General features: G+C 69.2%; 11 protein-coding genes. 2 read left to right on the top strand and 9 right to left on the bottom strand.

The features are described 5' to 3' along the window. Positions 1–148: 148 nt before the first annotated feature. The 3 genes from ACZ6QO_RS27910 to ACZ6QO_RS27900 all read right to left on the bottom strand — a co-directional run bounded on the left by ACZ6QO_RS27910 (position 149) and on the right by ACZ6QO_RS27900 (position 1734). Positions 149–601, bottom strand: coding sequence for an iron chaperone (locus tag ACZ6QO_RS27910; protein ID WP_465854712.1), 453 nt, complete (start codon positions 599–601; stop codon positions 149–151). Between the two features lie 80 nt (positions 602–681). Further along, the gene (locus ACZ6QO_RS27905; RefSeq protein ID WP_465854710.1) at positions 682–1293 is read right to left on the bottom strand and encodes a VOC family protein; all 612 of its coding nucleotides are present in this window, start codon (positions 1291–1293) and stop codon (positions 682–684) included. 84 nt (positions 1294–1377) lie between these two features. Beyond that, the gene (locus tag ACZ6QO_RS27900) at positions 1378–1734 is read right to left on the bottom strand and encodes a VOC family protein (protein ID WP_465854708.1); all 357 of its coding nucleotides are present in this window, start codon (positions 1732–1734) and stop codon (positions 1378–1380) included. Positions 1735–1914: 180 nt separating this feature from the next. Between ACZ6QO_RS27900 and ACZ6QO_RS27895 the strand changes: the two genes are divergently transcribed. After that, positions 1915–4701, top strand: coding sequence for an ATP-binding protein (locus ACZ6QO_RS27895; RefSeq protein ID WP_465854707.1), 2787 nt, complete (start codon positions 1915–1917; stop codon positions 4699–4701). Positions 4702–5091: 390 nt separating this feature from the next. After that, a complete protein-coding gene (locus ACZ6QO_RS27890; protein ID WP_465854705.1) occupies positions 5092–5796 on the top strand; it encodes a hypothetical protein in 705 nt (234 codons plus the stop codon). On the opposite strand, the gene ACZ6QO_RS27885 is transcribed toward ACZ6QO_RS27890, so the two are convergent. From ACZ6QO_RS27885 to ACZ6QO_RS27860, 6 genes are all read right to left on the bottom strand, one after another. Then, positions 5783–6928 (bottom strand): hypothetical protein, encoded by a 1146-nt coding sequence (locus ACZ6QO_RS27885; RefSeq protein WP_465854703.1) that lies wholly within the window; start codon positions 6926–6928, stop codon positions 5783–5785. The genes ACZ6QO_RS27890 and ACZ6QO_RS27885 overlap by 14 nt on opposite strands. 67 nt (positions 6929–6995) lie before the next feature. Then, a complete protein-coding gene (locus tag ACZ6QO_RS27880; RefSeq protein WP_465854702.1) occupies positions 6996–7463 on the bottom strand; it encodes a hypothetical protein in 468 nt (155 codons plus the stop codon). Positions 7464–8115: 652 nt separating this feature from the next. Beyond that, complete coding sequence (locus ACZ6QO_RS27875; RefSeq protein ID WP_465854700.1) at positions 8116–11076, bottom strand: glycoside hydrolase family 3 C-terminal domain-containing protein; 2961 nt, start codon at positions 11074–11076, stop codon at positions 8116–8118. A 61-nt stretch (positions 11077–11137) separates the two neighbouring features. Beyond that, positions 11138–12028 (bottom strand): carbohydrate ABC transporter permease, encoded by an 891-nt coding sequence (locus ACZ6QO_RS27870; RefSeq protein WP_465854698.1) that lies wholly within the window; start codon positions 12026–12028, stop codon positions 11138–11140. Beyond that, the gene (locus ACZ6QO_RS27865) at positions 12025–12966 is read right to left on the bottom strand and encodes a carbohydrate ABC transporter permease (protein WP_465854696.1); all 942 of its coding nucleotides are present in this window, start codon (positions 12964–12966) and stop codon (positions 12025–12027) included. The genes ACZ6QO_RS27870 and ACZ6QO_RS27865 overlap by 4 nt, the downstream gene beginning before the upstream one ends. A gap of 116 nt (positions 12967–13082) precedes the next feature. Next, positions 13083–14396, bottom strand: coding sequence for an ABC transporter substrate-binding protein (locus ACZ6QO_RS27860; RefSeq protein ID WP_465854694.1), 1314 nt, complete (start codon positions 14394–14396; stop codon positions 13083–13085).

Genomic DNA, 14396 nt, shown 5'->3' with positions numbered 1-14396 from the left:
CTCGCCCACCACGCTGTCAACCGTTGCGGGATTCGCAGGAGCTGACAGCGGCGCCCTTCCGGCCCGCTGAGCGGCCGAAGGGCGCCGCCGGTGGCCGGAGCAGGGGGGCATCCCGAGATTGACTCACTTCAGTGCGCATATTCGCACCTCAGCTGACCGCCTGCTTCACCAGCGCGCTGATCCGCGCCTCCACCTCGGCCGTCATCTCGGTCAGGGCGAAAGCGGTGGGCCACATCGTGCCGTCGTCGAGGTTCGCCTGGTCGCTGAACCCGAGCGTCGCGTAGCGCGTCTTGAACTTGGCCGCGCTCTGGAAGTGGCACACGATCTTGCCGTCCAGCGCGTAGGCGGGCATCCCATACCAGAGCTTCGGCGCGAGGCCCGGGGCGCCGGCGGTGATGACGGCATGGACGCGCTCGGCCAGGACGCGGTCCGATTCGTCCAACTCGGCGATCTTCGCGAGTACGTCCCGCTGTTCCTGCGCCGCCTTGTCGGCACGTGAGCTCCGGCGCGCCGCCTTCTTCTGCTCCTGGGCGTGGTCCTTCATCGCGGCCCGCTCCTCGGCCGTGAATCCCTGGTAGGCGCTGCTCTCGGTGCTGCTCATGGCGGTTCTCTCCTTGAGGATCTCAACTTCGGGGATCTTGGGAAGCGGACCTGGTGGTCCGCTCTTCGAGGCCGGCGCCCTCAGATGGACGCGGCCTCCCACAGGTACCCGTCCGGGTCGGTGAACGGCCCGGCGTCGCCGGCCATGACGATGCCGTGCGATCCGGTGCGCTCCTGGGGGACGCCGACGTCCTTGGCGAGGGCGCGGTGCGGGTAGAGCGCCAGCGTGACGGCCGACGACGGGGTGTCGAACTCGACGTACTTGCCGCCGAAGCTCTTCGCCACGGCCAGGCCGCGTTCCACGTAGAAGCGCTTGCTCGCCTTGACGTCCGCCACTCCCAGCAGCAGCGCGACCTGGTCGATGCGCCGGGCGGCGGGGCCGGTGTCCTTCTTCTTGGAGGTCGCGACCTTGCAGATGGTTCCGTCCGGAGCGAGCACGACGCCGCCGTAGCCCCAGAACCCCTTCGTGGCGGGCTTCAGCGTCGTGGCGCCGGCGTCGACGGCGGCGGCGATGAGGGCGTCGACGTCGCCCGGCTGGGACGCCACGAGTGACAGCGCGAACCCGCGGAAGCCGATCGCCGGCGCGTCCGAGGCGCGTACGTTCACGTAGGAGCCCAGGCCGAAGGCGTCGTAGAAGGCGTCAGCGGCCGCGGGGTCGGCGACTTCCAGGGTGATGGATGCGAAGGAGGTCATGGCAGGTCCTTTGTGCGAGGGGGGTTCGTCGTCTTGTCGGCGGCCGCTACGCGGCGGGCATGGCGTGGCAGGGCGGGCCGGCGCTCATCGGTCCTGGATGAGCCCGAGGACGTTGCCGTCGGGGTCGGTGACGGTGGCCACCAGGCGGCCACCGCCGACCTCGTGCGCGGCCTCCTTCATGGCGGCTCCCGCCGCGGACAGCTCGGCGAGCTTCGCCTCGATGTCGTTCACGTGCCAGTAGGCCACCGGCGAGGTCATGCCCTGCGGTCCGCCGTCCGGCACCAGTCCGATGTGCTGACCTTCGACCTCGAAGCCGACGTAGTACGGCGAGTCGGTCTGCGGCGGGACGCCGAGCAGAGCCGCGTACACCGCCTTGGCCTTGGCCAGGTCGGACACGGGGTGCAGCACGGTCTTGATCCCCTGGGTGGAAGAGCCGGTCATGGTCGCTCCTGCGGTCGTGGGTCACATCGACCCGCTGTTCACGTGCTCACAGCTTGTCTCGCGGCCCGGCGGGTCCACATCCGTGGTGATCACGGAACCGACCACGGATCGGCGGCACGGATCACGCACGATGGTCATCTCTGATGACATGGGGACAGGATGCGGGAAACTGTGACAGTGGTGACAGCAGTGGAGATCTCGCCTCGGGAAGCCGAGGTGCTGGAACTGGTCGGCGCCCATCTCAGCAACGCCGAGATCGCGGCGCGGCTGTGCATCTCGGTGCGTACCGTGGAGAGTCACGTCTCCTCGCTGCTGCGCAAGCTGGAGGTGCCTGATCGGCGGGCGCTCGCCCGGCGCCCGCCCGAGCCGGCCGGCGCCGGTCCGTCGCGTCCGGCGCCGGTTCTGCCGAGTCCGCTGACCTCGTTCGTCGGCCGGGTGAGCGAGCGCGTCGAGCTGACGGAGATGATCACGGCACACCGTCAGGTGACCGCGGTCGGTCCCGGCGGAGTGGGCAAGACCCGGTTGGCGTTGGCGGTGGCCGCGGAGGCGGCGGGCGCGTACTCCGACGGGGTGTGGTTCGCCGACCTGGTCCCGGTCACCGATCCGGACCTGGTCACCACCGCGGTCGCCGGGGCGCTCGGCCTCGGCGAGCAACCCGGCCGCGACATGACCGCGTCCGTGGTCGCCGCGCTGGCCGACCGTCATGCGCTGCTGGTGCTGGACAACTGCGAGCACGTGGCGGACGGGGTGGCGCTGTTCCTCGAACGGCTGCTGGCGACGTGCCCTCGGGTGACGGTGCTGGCGACCAGCCGGGCACGGCTGATGGTGCCGTTCGAACGGGTGTATCCGGTCCCGCCGCTGTCGCTGTCCGTCGCCGGCGAGTCGGACGCGGTCACCTTGTTCATGGAGCGGGCGGCGGCGGTGGGCCGGTCGCCGGACCCCGCGCTGCGCGACCAGATCGCCTCGGTGTGCGAGCGGCTGGACGGGATGGCGCTGGCGATCGAGCTGGCCGCCGCCCGGTGTGCCACGCTCGGGCTGGACGGCATCACCGCCGCCCTGTCCCACCCGCTGCGGATGCTGACCGGCGGCTCCCGTGCCGATGAGCGGCACCGTTCGGTGCGGGGGGCGCTGGACTGGAGCCACGCTCTGCTGGAGCCGGCCGACCGGGCGCTGCTCCGCCGGGTGTCGGTCTTCGTGGCGCCGTTCACCGCCGTGGCCGCGGCGGAGGTCACCGGCGGCGAGGAAGGCATCGTCGCCGAAGGACTGGCCCGGCTGGCCGAACAGAGTCTGCTGGTGGTGACGGCGTCCCCGGGCGGGACGGAGTACCGGGCGCTCGAGACCATCCGCCAGTACGGGATGGAGCGGTTGTCCGAGGCCGGTGAGCTGGTCGGCGCCCGGTCCCGCCACGTTCGCTGGTGCCTGGCAGAGGCCGCCGGGCCGGCGGCGGCGCGGGAGGACCGGCGGACCAGGTTCGACGCGGTGGCGGACGATCTGCGCGCGGCCCTGGCGTGGGCGGCCGGTCGGCCGGACCACCGCACGGACGCGTACGATCTCGCCCGGCACCTGGCGGAGCTGACCTTCGCTCGTGGCCTGATCGGCGAGTCCCAGGGGCGCTATGAGCAGGCCGCCGCGCTCGCCCACGACCCGGCCGCCGGCGCGTCGATGCTCCGGCATGCCGCGGCCGTGGCCGGCTGCCGGATGCATGGCGACGACATGTACCGCCTCCACCGCGCGGCCGCGGACACCGCCCGCGGGTCCGGCGACACCGCCGGCGCCGCCGCCGACCTGGCGACCGCCGCCTCCAACGCCTACCGGTTCTCCGGCAAGTTCACACGGCAGCCGCCGCGGGAAGAGGCGATCGCGCTCATCGCTCAGGCGCGGGAGCTGGGCGGCGACGACCCGGCCGCCCAGGCCGCGGTGGCCCTGGCCGAGGCCGGGCGGGCGCTCACCGAGGTCGGCGCCGCCGCGGGCCTGGACGACGACGCGGTTCCCCTGACGATCGCACGCGCCGAACGGGCGGTCGAACTCGCTCACCGCACGGGTGACCCGCTCGCCGAGTCCGCCGCGCTCGACACGCTCACCTGCGCCCAGAGCTGGGCCGGTGACACGTTCGCCGCCGCCGGCACGGCCCGGCGCCGGATCACGCTGCTTGCGTCCACACCGGACACCCCCGCCGGTACGCACGAGCTGATCGAGGCGCTCGGCGAGGCCGCCGAGGCCGGCCTCGGCACCGGCGACCTGCCGGGCGCCCGCCGGTGGGCACGGCGACTCTCGGAACATCCCCTGCTGGCGGAAGTCGGCGACCGCGCCACGGGCCGGCTCCTTGTGGCCGAGGCTCTGGCGGGCAACGTGGCGGAGACGCTCGCGGGCGGCGTCCGGTTCCTCGACGCGTGGCAGCGGGCCGGCACCCCCGCCAGGTCCGTCCTGGGTCCGCCGGCGGCCGCGGTGGCGATGATCCACGGGATGCGCGACGACCAGGACGCCTGGCGCGAATGGAGCGAGGTGCTGAGTCGGCTCGACCCCTCGCCGGGGAACACCCGCGGCTACGGGGCGGTCTTCGACGCGATGCTCCTGCTCCACCGTGGGCGGGCGCCGGAGGCATCGGAGCGGATGGCGCCCGAGCCCGGCGAGGTGTGGCAGTGGGTCACCTGGATCTGGCTGCACTGGTACGTGGCGCTGCGCGCCGAGGCCGCCGTGCTCGCCGGGAGCTCCGAAGCCGGCGACCGGCTGGCCGAGGCCCGGACCGTCGCGGCCGGCAACCCGGTCGCCGCCGCCATCGTGGAGCGAGCCCAGGCGCTGCTCGACAAGGACCAGGAGCGGTTGCTCGCCACGGCGGACGCGTTCGACATCGCCGGCTGCCGCTATCAGTCGGCGCGGACGCTGGTGCTCGCCGGCGGCGCCCACGCCGCCCGCGGCACGGCCGCGCTCGCCGATCTCGGCTTCGCCCCGATGGCCCCACAGGGGTAGCTCCCAACGCCGCCGGTCGTTCCGCCATCGGGAAATCTCAGCTGGGTTGCGGCCAACGAGCATTCCTGTGTCCCACGCAAGCCGGTCCACCTCAGGCCGGAGCCCTTCCCCGGATCGCTTCATATGGGAACCGACACGTGCGCCGCGTTCGGAGGTGCACGGCTCATGAACCGCCGCCGGCCATCAGTGGCTTGGCATATCTCGTTTCCACTGGCCGGCTCGGCTGACGTCGCACATCATGGAGGAAAAACGCCCGACCATCACTCCTGGACTCACCACTCCTCCGCTTCGATGGTCCGGATGTGGTCTGGGCTATCAGACGGGCCACCGTGATCATCGCTGCTGAATCGAAAAACTGGCAGACGTGCCATGATTGCGTTCGGAGATGACATGGCGACAAAACTGCTTATTTCAGCATTCTTTGTCATCGCGATCTCGGCCTGTTCCTCCGGAGGGGCCCAGCCGACCGCCACGCACAGGAGCAGCGCTTCCCCTTCGGCCACAACGAGCGCCGCTTCGCCCGTGAAGGCCGACCAAGAAGCGGCCAGGGCCGCGGTGCTGCGGTTGAAGGATCTCGGTGGCGGCTACCAGGGGTTGCCATACGTGATCAACCCGATGGCCGAACAGGACGAGAAGATTCTGAGCGCGTGCCTTGGCGGCCCACCGCCCAGACAGCATGAGACGGCGCGGGCCTTTTCCTCCCTGTTCATCCACGACGACGGCAGGCGCGTCCAGGCGAGCGTCACCTTCGTTGACACTCCGGAACGGGCTGCCGCCGACCTTCGTGACCTGCGGGGCGCAAAGGCGATGTCCTGCCTCAAAGATCTCCTGATAACGCAACTGCTTCGTTCCTCCCTCGAGTTGCGCGACGTCGACCTCGCACCCATCTCCCCTCTTCCCTCGCTGCCCGGCGTAGTGGCCTATCGCTTCACCGTCGTCGTCAACACCAAGGAACAGGACATCACGCAATTCATCGACCTCGTCTCCGTCATACGAGGCCGGGCCGAAGTGCAGGCGACTTTCCAGGACGTCAATGAGGCCGTGGAGCCGTCGCTGGAGAGCCGCGCCATGCTCGCCATGCTCAACCGGTTGTGACGGTCCACCGTAAGGCTTTGAGCAGGTTCTCCAGCGCGACGACCACCGATGACGCGCCCGCGCCGACGACGGCTCCAAGGAGGAAGTTGACGGTCTGCTGCCGGGCCTCCTCGTCCAGGTCCGTCCTGCGCAGCACCGCCCGTATGGATTCGCCGCTCTCCCAGGAGAGCTTGGTAGGGTCCGCCACATCGGGAGACGCCAGGTCGATACGTTGTCCGGCGGGGTTGCTCCCCGCGTCCACGTTGACCTGGAAGTGTTCGGGCCGCCGCCACTCACCGGGTATACCGATGTCGATGGCTCCCGGCTTCTTCGGGAAATCGAACAACGGCGACAGGTGGACCCGGCCGTACCGAGGCAGGGCCAGGGTGAATATCGCTCTGGATCGGGACACGACCACGACGGGCAGCCAACCGCTGATGGCCGCGGCACCCGCCCGGCCTTCGAGATTGGCCGGATACGTTGTGCCGGAGATGACCTGTACCCTCTTCCGCGGATTGGCGGCGAAAGGCGGATCTCCGGCCCACGCCGACACGATCTTCGCGCCTGGTGGTATGACCGTGCTTCCAGGCACATGAGGATCGGCGAACGCCGCATCGCCGTACAGCACGAGGGCCCACTTGACCGGCTTGGCCGCCCTCCGCTGCAAGAAGACGCTGTCGATATGCACGCGAGAGCGTCCTGCTTTCACGTCGGCGGGCGAGAACGTCACGGCTAACCTGGCGGCGACACCGGGCCGGTCAATGTAGAGCTCGCCCGCACCGTCCACTATCGGCGGCTTCGGCGGGCTCACGGTCGCGACGTACATGGAGTAGGACATGCCCGCCAGTACTCCGCCGAGCATCACCGAGGTGACGAAATACCTTGGCCTCTCCGAGCCGGACCAGACCAGCCGTCGTCGTCGGAGCGCTGCGATCGGCGCCCTCGCCCTTCTCCAGCCGCCGCGAAGACCGCGCCGCGCCCATGCCCCGATCGCGGCCGATCGTGCCGACACCCGCACGTTCCACGATGCGCATGCGCCTCGCATGGCATCAAGGTGGCGGAGCACCTGGCTCGACGTCCGGCTGAAGGCGTCACGAAGTCCGGAACGGATTCTCGGCACGGCGCGATCGGCCATGCGGGTGATCCAGGTCATCGCCCTGGCCGCCAGACGCCATATGGTCATGCACGTCCCGCGGAGATCCGGTGTTCGCAGCGGTGCGTCACCAGCGGCTGCGGACCTTCTTGTACGCCAGGGTGACGTACTTCTCAGTGATCTTCCTATTGACCGGCCGGCGTGTCACGTGCTCCAGGAATATCAACGTGCCGTTGTAGCGGACGAGCACGGAGTTCACGTAGATGGGATCGCTGTCACCGACATCGGCTTTGACGCGCATGGCAGCCGTTCCGGCGCCTAATCTGCGCATCTTCAAGGGACTTATGGTGACCGAGACGATGCCCATGAGACTGCTCTGGAACGAGAACGAGCGACACTGTGCGGCTATGCGGGAGAACTGCGTGAAGGTCTTACGCGCGACCGCGGGGCTCATCTGGGCGAGCGTCTCACCGACCACTTCCGGCTTCCGGGGATCGGCCAGGATTCGGTGGGCCTCACCGGTGACAAGACCGGCAGGCTCGGCTCCAAGAGGCGGGCACCCTTTCTCCATACCATCTATGGATCCGGAGTCCACCGCCACCTCCCTGAACCCACGTGGCAGGTCCGAGGTTCTGAGCAGTGCGGCCCTGAGTTGCTTTTGAGAGGGAGCCCGACCGGCCGAGTGCCGTGCCACGGGAATCCGCGCGCCGGCCTGGTGCGTACCGACCAGCGCGTCGGCACGCGCCATCACGACTTCGAAGGGCCCGGACAGGAGCACCATAACCAGGCCGACGAGGGCGACGGCAGAGCATCGTCGCATATGTGCCCCTCCCGTCGGATCAGAATCCTCAGCACATGCCAGGCGCCTGAGCCTGCGCGCCTCGATGGAGTAATGGCCTTTTCGCCGTTCTCCCCGGTGTCGTCGGCTCACACGGAGTCTCCCGGGTCAAGGCATACTGCCGCAAGTTACAAATCCATACCCGCCTGGCATGTATCTCCACATCACGATATTGCGCAGTTCGTGAACCTCAGACATGTGATACCTGCCACAGCTTCACATATCCGCTGATTTACCCCAATTAACCGAAGCGTCTCAATTCACCATTTTCCGCCCGATGCGAGTGATCGCAAGGTGATCACATGGAAGCATGCCGCTTCATTCGCCGGCGAAGCCCCTGAAGGTTGCATGTCGGTCGAGACCCGCATCCCCCAGGGGCTTCTGTCCGTCCGGCATCGCCGGCGGCGGATCACCTGGTCAGGCTGAAGTCCCTGACGCGGAGGTCGCCGGTGAAGACGAGGTAGAGGGTGTGGACGCCGCCCGCCTTCGTCAGGCGGGTCGTGGCGGTGGCGTAGGTGTAGACGCTTCCGGTGGACGGGGTCTGCAGGGTGCCGAGGAGCTTTCCTGTGGGTGAGTCGAGGCGCACCTCGATCTTCCCGGCGGCGGGGCCGGCCACTCCGGCGGTGAGCCCGGTGGCGCCGGAGCGCAGGTCCGCGTCCTTGAAGGCGATCCAGTCGCCGGCGTCGGTCCTGCCGACGGCGTCTCCGGACGCCTTGGTCTCGTCCACGAGCTCCACGCCCGAGTAGTCGTCGAAGTCGGCGGCGCGGGTGGTGGTGAACAGGTCGCGGCGCGGGATCTTCTCGCCCAGCGCGTCGAGCGTGGTGCGCTGGCGGACGGCGCTCGACGAACTTCCCACCATGACGTCGTGCGCGGCCTTCTCCACCGTCCACCTGTTCCGGGTGACGTCCCACAGCGCCAGGTCGGCGGCCTTGAAGGAGAGGGTCACCGTCTTGGTCTGGCCCGCGGCGAGGTGGACGCGCTGGAAGGCGCGCAGCTGTTTGACCGGCTGGGTCACCCGGGAGGCGCGCTGGTGGGTGTACAGCTGGACGACCTCGTCGCCCGCCCGCCCGCCGGTGTTGGTGACCTTGACGGTCGCGGTGACCGTGCCGTCCGGCCTGACCGAACCGGAGTTCAGCTTCAGTCCCTGGTAGCCGAAGGTCGTGTAGCTGAGCCCGTGGCCGAACGCGTACAGCGGGGAGCCCTTGTAGTACAGGTAGGTGTGTCCGGTCTTGGTGATGTCGTAGTCGAGGATGCTCGGCAGGCCGGCCTCCGACTTGTACCAGGTCTGGGTGAGCCGCCCGGCCGGGTTGACGTCGCCGAAGATCACATCGGCGAGGGCGTGGCCGGTCTCGGCGCCGGCGTGGGTGGTCCACAGCAGCGAGCCGACCTTGCCGGCGACCTTCGGCATGGTGGTGGGGTAGCTGTCGGTGAGGACGACCACGGTGTTGCGGTTGGCCTTGGTGACGGCCGCGATGAGGTCCTGCTGGCTTTCGCCGAGGGCCAGCCCGGTGCGGTCGTGGTTCTCCCGTCCCGCCACGAACGGGTCGCTGCCGACCACGACGACCGCCGCGTCGGCGGCCTTGGCCTGGGCGGCGGCGGTGTCCGCGCCGCTGGTGAGCACCTCCTTGGCGAAGCGGGCGGCGTCGGCCTTGGCGCCCATCCTCAGCGTGCCGTCGGCGTCGACGGTGACGTACGGGTCGGCGGGCGACCACCAGCTCTCGTTGATCTCGTAGCCGACGTACTTGATGAGGTAGGCGCCGTCGGCCTGCTTCTCCAGCTTGAACTGCTGCTGGACGAACCAGCCGCCGGGGTTGTCGGAGTTGGCGAGGAAGGTGCCCCAGTTTCCGGTGAGCATCTTGCCGTTGCCGGCGTTGCGCAGGGTGGTCACGCCGTCGGTCCAGTCGGTGAGGTCGAACTGCGAGGCGGCCGTCGGCGTCGTGTCGGACTCGGTGACCGCGGCGGAGTCCCCGGTCACGGTGATGTACTTGCCGGTCTCGACGTCCTTGAAGGCGACCCGGTCGAGCGCGTCGGCGCCGGTCACGGTCGCGCCGGAGCCGAGCCGCTCCTTGACGCCGGCCAGCGGGGTCACCTTGTACGGCATCTTGCCGCCGTACCAGTCGCTGAGCAGCGTGTCGTGCAGCGGCCCGATGACGGCGACCTTCTTGGTGCGGGCGGGGTCGAGCGGGAGGACCTTGGCGGAGTTCTCCAGCAGCACCATGGCCTTGCCCGCGGTCTCGCGGTTGAGTTTCCGGTTGGCCGGGCTGTTGACGACGTCCTTGGTGATCTTGGCGTACGGCCCGCCGTCCGGGTCGAACTGGCCGAGCCGGAACCTGACCGACAGCGCGTGGTGCACCGACCGGTCGACGTCGGCCTCGGTCAGCAGCCCCTTGGCGAGGGCGTCCTTGATGAGCCCGGTCATCACGGCCGGGTTGTTGTCGTCCACGGTGAAGCTGTCGATGCCCGCCTTGAGCGCGGCCGCGAACGCCTCGGTCTCGTTGTCGAAGTAGTGCTCGGGGTCGGTGAGCGCGTGCGGGGCCCAGGCGTCGCTGACGTTGTACAGCTCTTTGGAGGTCCAGCCGCGCACCAGGCCGCCGATGTCGGGATTGACGGTGTTGGGCCGCCCGTTGACCAGGTTGTAGGACCCCATGACGCCGGTGGCCGCGTCGGCGGAGATCGCCGGCTTGAACGCCGCCTCGTCGTACTCGTGCTTGACCCTCGGCGGCAGGTGGGAGGAGGTGAGGCTGCGCTGGTACTCGTTGTTGTTGGCCAGGTAGTGCTTGAGCACGGGAGCCGTCTTCAGGTAGAGCGGGTCGTCGCCGGAGAGCCCCTTGCCGTAGGCGACGGAGATCGCCCCGGTGAGCAGCGGATCCTCGGAGTAGCCCTCCTCGTTGCGGCCCCAGCGCGGGTCGCGCAGCAGGTTGACCACCGGCGCCCACACCTGGGTGCCCCAGGCCACCGGGTCGGCGGAGTTGTAGCCGCGCACCTCGTCGCCGACGGCCGAGCCGACCCTCTTGACCAGCTCTGGGTCCCAGGTGCTGGCCAGGCCGACGGCCTGCGGGAAGACCGTCCCGCTCGCGAAGGTCTGGCTCCAGTTGTCGTTCGCGTTGTTGGTCCAGGCCACGCCGTGCAGGACCTCGGTGCCGTTCTTGTGGTACGGCACGCCGAGGCGCGGGATGGCCGGCTGAGACTGGTGCAGCAGCGACACCTTCTCGTCGAGGGTGAGCCGGCCGAGCAGGTCCTCGACGCGCTGGTTCAGCGGCAGGGAGGGGTCGCGGAAGGGCAGGTCTTCGGCCGCGGCGGCGGGGGCCGCCAGCAGCGTCGTTAGCAGGCCGAAGACGGCGGCCAGTGACAACGGTCGCCGGGGGGACATGGCGCCTCCAGGTCAGGTGGTTGACGCGGTGTTGTGGGGATGCCGCCGGGGCGGCGGCGGGTCACTTGATGGCGCCCACCGTGACGCCTCGGGTCAGCGTGCGCTGGAAGATCAGGAAGAACGCGACGGCCGGGACGATGCCCAGCAGGGCCGAGGCGCTGGACATGGTGGCGTCCATCATCTTGTCGCCCTGGAGCACGCCGAGGGCGACCGGCACGGTCTGGTTGTCGTTGGAGATGAGGAAGATCAGCGGCAGGAAGAACTCGTTCCAGGTCCAGATGAAGAAGAAGATCATCAGTACGTTGAGCGTGGGACGGCTGATCGGCACGACGATGCCCCACAGGATCCGCCACCTGCTCGCGCCGTCGATGGCCGCCGCCTCGATGATCTCCTTGGGGAAGTCGCCGAGCACGGCCGACAGCAGGTAGGTGCCGAACGCGGCCTGGACGACGGTGAAGATGACGATGACGGCCAGCCGGCTGTCGTACAGGCCGGCGGCCTTGGCCAGGTAGTACAGCGGGTAGGCCAGCGCCTCCTGCGGCAGGGTGTTGGCTACCAGGAACAGCACGAGGATCCACAGCCTGCCCCGCACCCGGCCGATGCCCAGCGCGTAGGCGTTGAGCACCGACAGCACGACGGCCAGCACGGCGACGGCCGCGCTGATCAGCAGGCTGTTGAGCAGCTTGCGCCCGAAGTCCACCCGATTCCAGAACTCGACGATGCCGTCGAGGTGGACGCCGTGCGGCAGGCTCAGCGGCCCGCCCGAGGAGTACTCGGCCGGGGTCTTGACGGCGTTCAGCGTGACGATGACGAACGGCAGGAGCATCACCACGGCGAGGACGACCAGCGCGGCCAGCACCGCCCACCGGCCCGCGCCCGCGCCTGGTAGCCGCCCGCGCGCCTGGCCGGCCGACCGCGCCGACCGCGCGTGGCGTACCGAGAGGGAGGTCATGGCTTGCGCTCCTGGACGCGCAGGAACAGGAAGGTGACGACCACGATGATGACCGCGAGCACGGTGGCGATGGCGGAGCCGTAGCCGACGTTCGATTTCTCGAAGAAGTTCTGGTAGCTGAAATACGACGGCACGATCGTCGCCTTGCCGGGGCCGCCCCGGGTGAGCACGAAGATCGGGCCGAAGACCTTGAGCGCGGCGATGGTGCAGGTCAGCAGCACCACGAAGATCTCGGGCCTGATCTGCGGCACGGTGATGTGCCAGAAGCGCCGCCACCAGGACGCCCCGTCGATCTCCGCTGCCTCGTACAGCGCGGGGTCGACCCGCTGCAGCCCCGCCATGAAGATCACGACCGGGTAGCCGAGCTGGAACCAGACCATGATCGCCATGACCGAGGCGAGGGCGACGTCCGGGTCGCCGAGCCAGTTCTGCGCCAGCGAGCCGAGGCCGACGGCTTCGAGCACCTGGTTGAGCGCGCCGTAGGAGGGGTGCAGCATCCAGCCCCACACGACGCCGGCGACGGCCACGGGCAGCACCTGCGGCAGGTAGTACGCGGCCCGCAGCGCGCTCGCCGTCCGGGCGCCGAAGCGCTTGCCGATGTAGTCGAACAGCGCGGCGGCCAGGACCAGGCCGACGAAGGTGGGGACGATCGCCATGGCGACGATCAGCGCGACGTTGTGCTGGAAGGAGGCCCAGAAGGTCTCGTCCCGCAGCAGCCGCCGGTAGTTGTCGAGCCCGGCCCATCTCGGCGTGCCGACGCCGCTCCACCTGGTGAAGCTCGCGCCGACGTTCATCAGGAACGGCACGACGATGACCGCGAGGAAGAGCACCGCGCTGGGCGCCAGGTAGACCCAGTACCCGGCGCTCCTGCGGGGGCGTGGGACGGCCTCGGGCGCCCGGGCCCTCGCGGGCCGCGCCGCCGGAGCGTGTACTGCCATCTATAGCTCGGCCCCGGCCCCGCCGCCTGACGGCCGCGGGGCCTGCCGTCCCTCCTCTACGCGCACGATGTTCCGGTCTGATCCGGCTTTACCATGATTTATTCGGTGCGGACGGCTCAACCGCCGATGTCGGCGAGGTTGTCGTTGTACGGCTCCGCCAGCTCGTCCAGCACCTGGGCCGGCGTCTTGCGCCCGTTGATCAGCTCCTGCACCCCGGCGACCATCACGTCGTAGTAGCCGGGCGCTGGCCAGTCGGGGTAGAAGGCCAGCCCGTCCTGCGCGGACAGCTTGTTGAAGTTCTCGATCAGTTCCTTGTTCTTCTCGTCGGTGATCGTCGAGGGGTCGGCGGCCACCGGCACGCCGCCCGCGTTGCCGAGCTTGTTCTGGATGTCCTTCTGCATGGTGACGTCGATGAAGTCGTAGGCAAGGTCCTTGTTCTCCGACTTCTCCGGCACGACCCACAGGTTGCCGCTGGAACCGGCGCTCATCTGGTTGCCCGGCCACAGGAACGTGCCCCACTTGAAGTCCTTGACCTCGGCGCTCACCCGGCCGTACCACCAGCTCCCGGAGATCATGATCGGGTACTTGCCCGACATGAACGCCACGCCCATGTCCTCGGCCTTGATCCCCGCGGAGTCCTTGCCGATGTAGCCCTTCTTCACCCAGTCGGCGAAGGCGGTGGCGCCGTAGGTCCACTCAGGACCGTGGAAGTCGGCCTTGCCCTTGTACAACTGGAACGCGTCCACCCAGGGACGCTGCGCCTTGCTGAGGGCCAGCTGGTACATGATCTGCTGGGCGGGGTACTCGGCGCCGCCGACCGAGATCGGCGTGATGCCCGCCTTGACGAACTTGTCCAGGGCGGCGGTGAACTCGTCGAACGTCGTGGGCACCGCGACGCCCTGCTTCTCGAAAGCGTCCTTGTTGTAGTAGACCATGACGTACTCGGCGTAGTTCGGGATGCCGAACCACTTGCCCGAGCCCATGATGCCGCGGTCGTCATAGCGCGCCGTGGTCTGCAGGCTCGGGCTGAGCAGCTTGTCCCACCCGCGCTTGGCCGCCTGCTCGCTGAGGTCGGTGAGCAGACCCTGCTTGGACAGCAGGCCCGAGGTGGCGTTGCCCTTGTTGTACTCCATGATGTCGGGGGCCTGGTCGGATCCGAGGACCATGCTCGCGGTCTTCTGGATCTGCTCGAAGCCCTTCTCCTCGACCTTCACCTTCACGTTCGGATGGCTCGCCTCGAACTTCTTGACGGCGTCCGCCCAGGCGACGCCCATGGCGCTGGTGGCGCCCTCGTAGTGCCACAGCGTCAGCGTCCTGGCCTCCGTGGCCGAGCCGCCCCCGCCGCTCGTGTCCGTGGAACCCGATGAGCCGCAGGCGGCCAGTGCCAGCGCCGCCGCGGCGAGCGCGGCGGCGATCCCTATCTTGGACAT

The sequence above is a fragment of the Sphaerisporangium sp. NPDC049457 genome (genome assembly GCF_055586705.1).
The sequence above is the reverse complement of the archived record's forward strand: the minus strand, read 5'-3'. Positions and strand labels throughout refer to the sequence as shown.

Coding starts and splice junctions, on each gene's coding strand:
- ACZ6QO_RS27870 (WP_465854698.1), bottom strand. CDS start 12,028: ATGACCTCCCTCTCGGTACGCCACGCGCGGTCGGCGCGGTCGGCCGGC.
- ACZ6QO_RS27860 (WP_465854694.1), bottom strand. CDS start 14,396: ATGTCCAAGATAGGGATCGCCGCCGCGCTCGCCGCGGCGGCGCTGGCA.
- ACZ6QO_RS27910 (WP_465854712.1), bottom strand. CDS start 601: ATGAGCAGCACCGAGAGCAGCGCCTACCAGGGATTCACGGCCGAGGAG.
- ACZ6QO_RS27865 (WP_465854696.1), bottom strand. CDS start 12,966: ATGGCAGTACACGCTCCGGCGGCGCGGCCCGCGAGGGCCCGGGCGCCC.
- ACZ6QO_RS27875 (WP_465854700.1), bottom strand. CDS start 11,076: ATGTCCCCCCGGCGACCGTTGTCACTGGCCGCCGTCTTCGGCCTGCTA.
- ACZ6QO_RS27890 (WP_465854705.1), top strand. CDS start 5,092: ATGGCGACAAAACTGCTTATTTCAGCATTCTTTGTCATCGCGATCTCG.
- ACZ6QO_RS27885 (WP_465854703.1), bottom strand. CDS start 6,928: ATGACCTGGATCACCCGCATGGCCGATCGCGCCGTGCCGAGAATCCGT.
- ACZ6QO_RS27900 (WP_465854708.1), bottom strand. CDS start 1,734: ATGACCGGCTCTTCCACCCAGGGGATCAAGACCGTGCTGCACCCCGTG.
- ACZ6QO_RS27905 (WP_465854710.1), bottom strand. CDS start 1,293: ATGACCTCCTTCGCATCCATCACCCTGGAAGTCGCCGACCCCGCGGCC.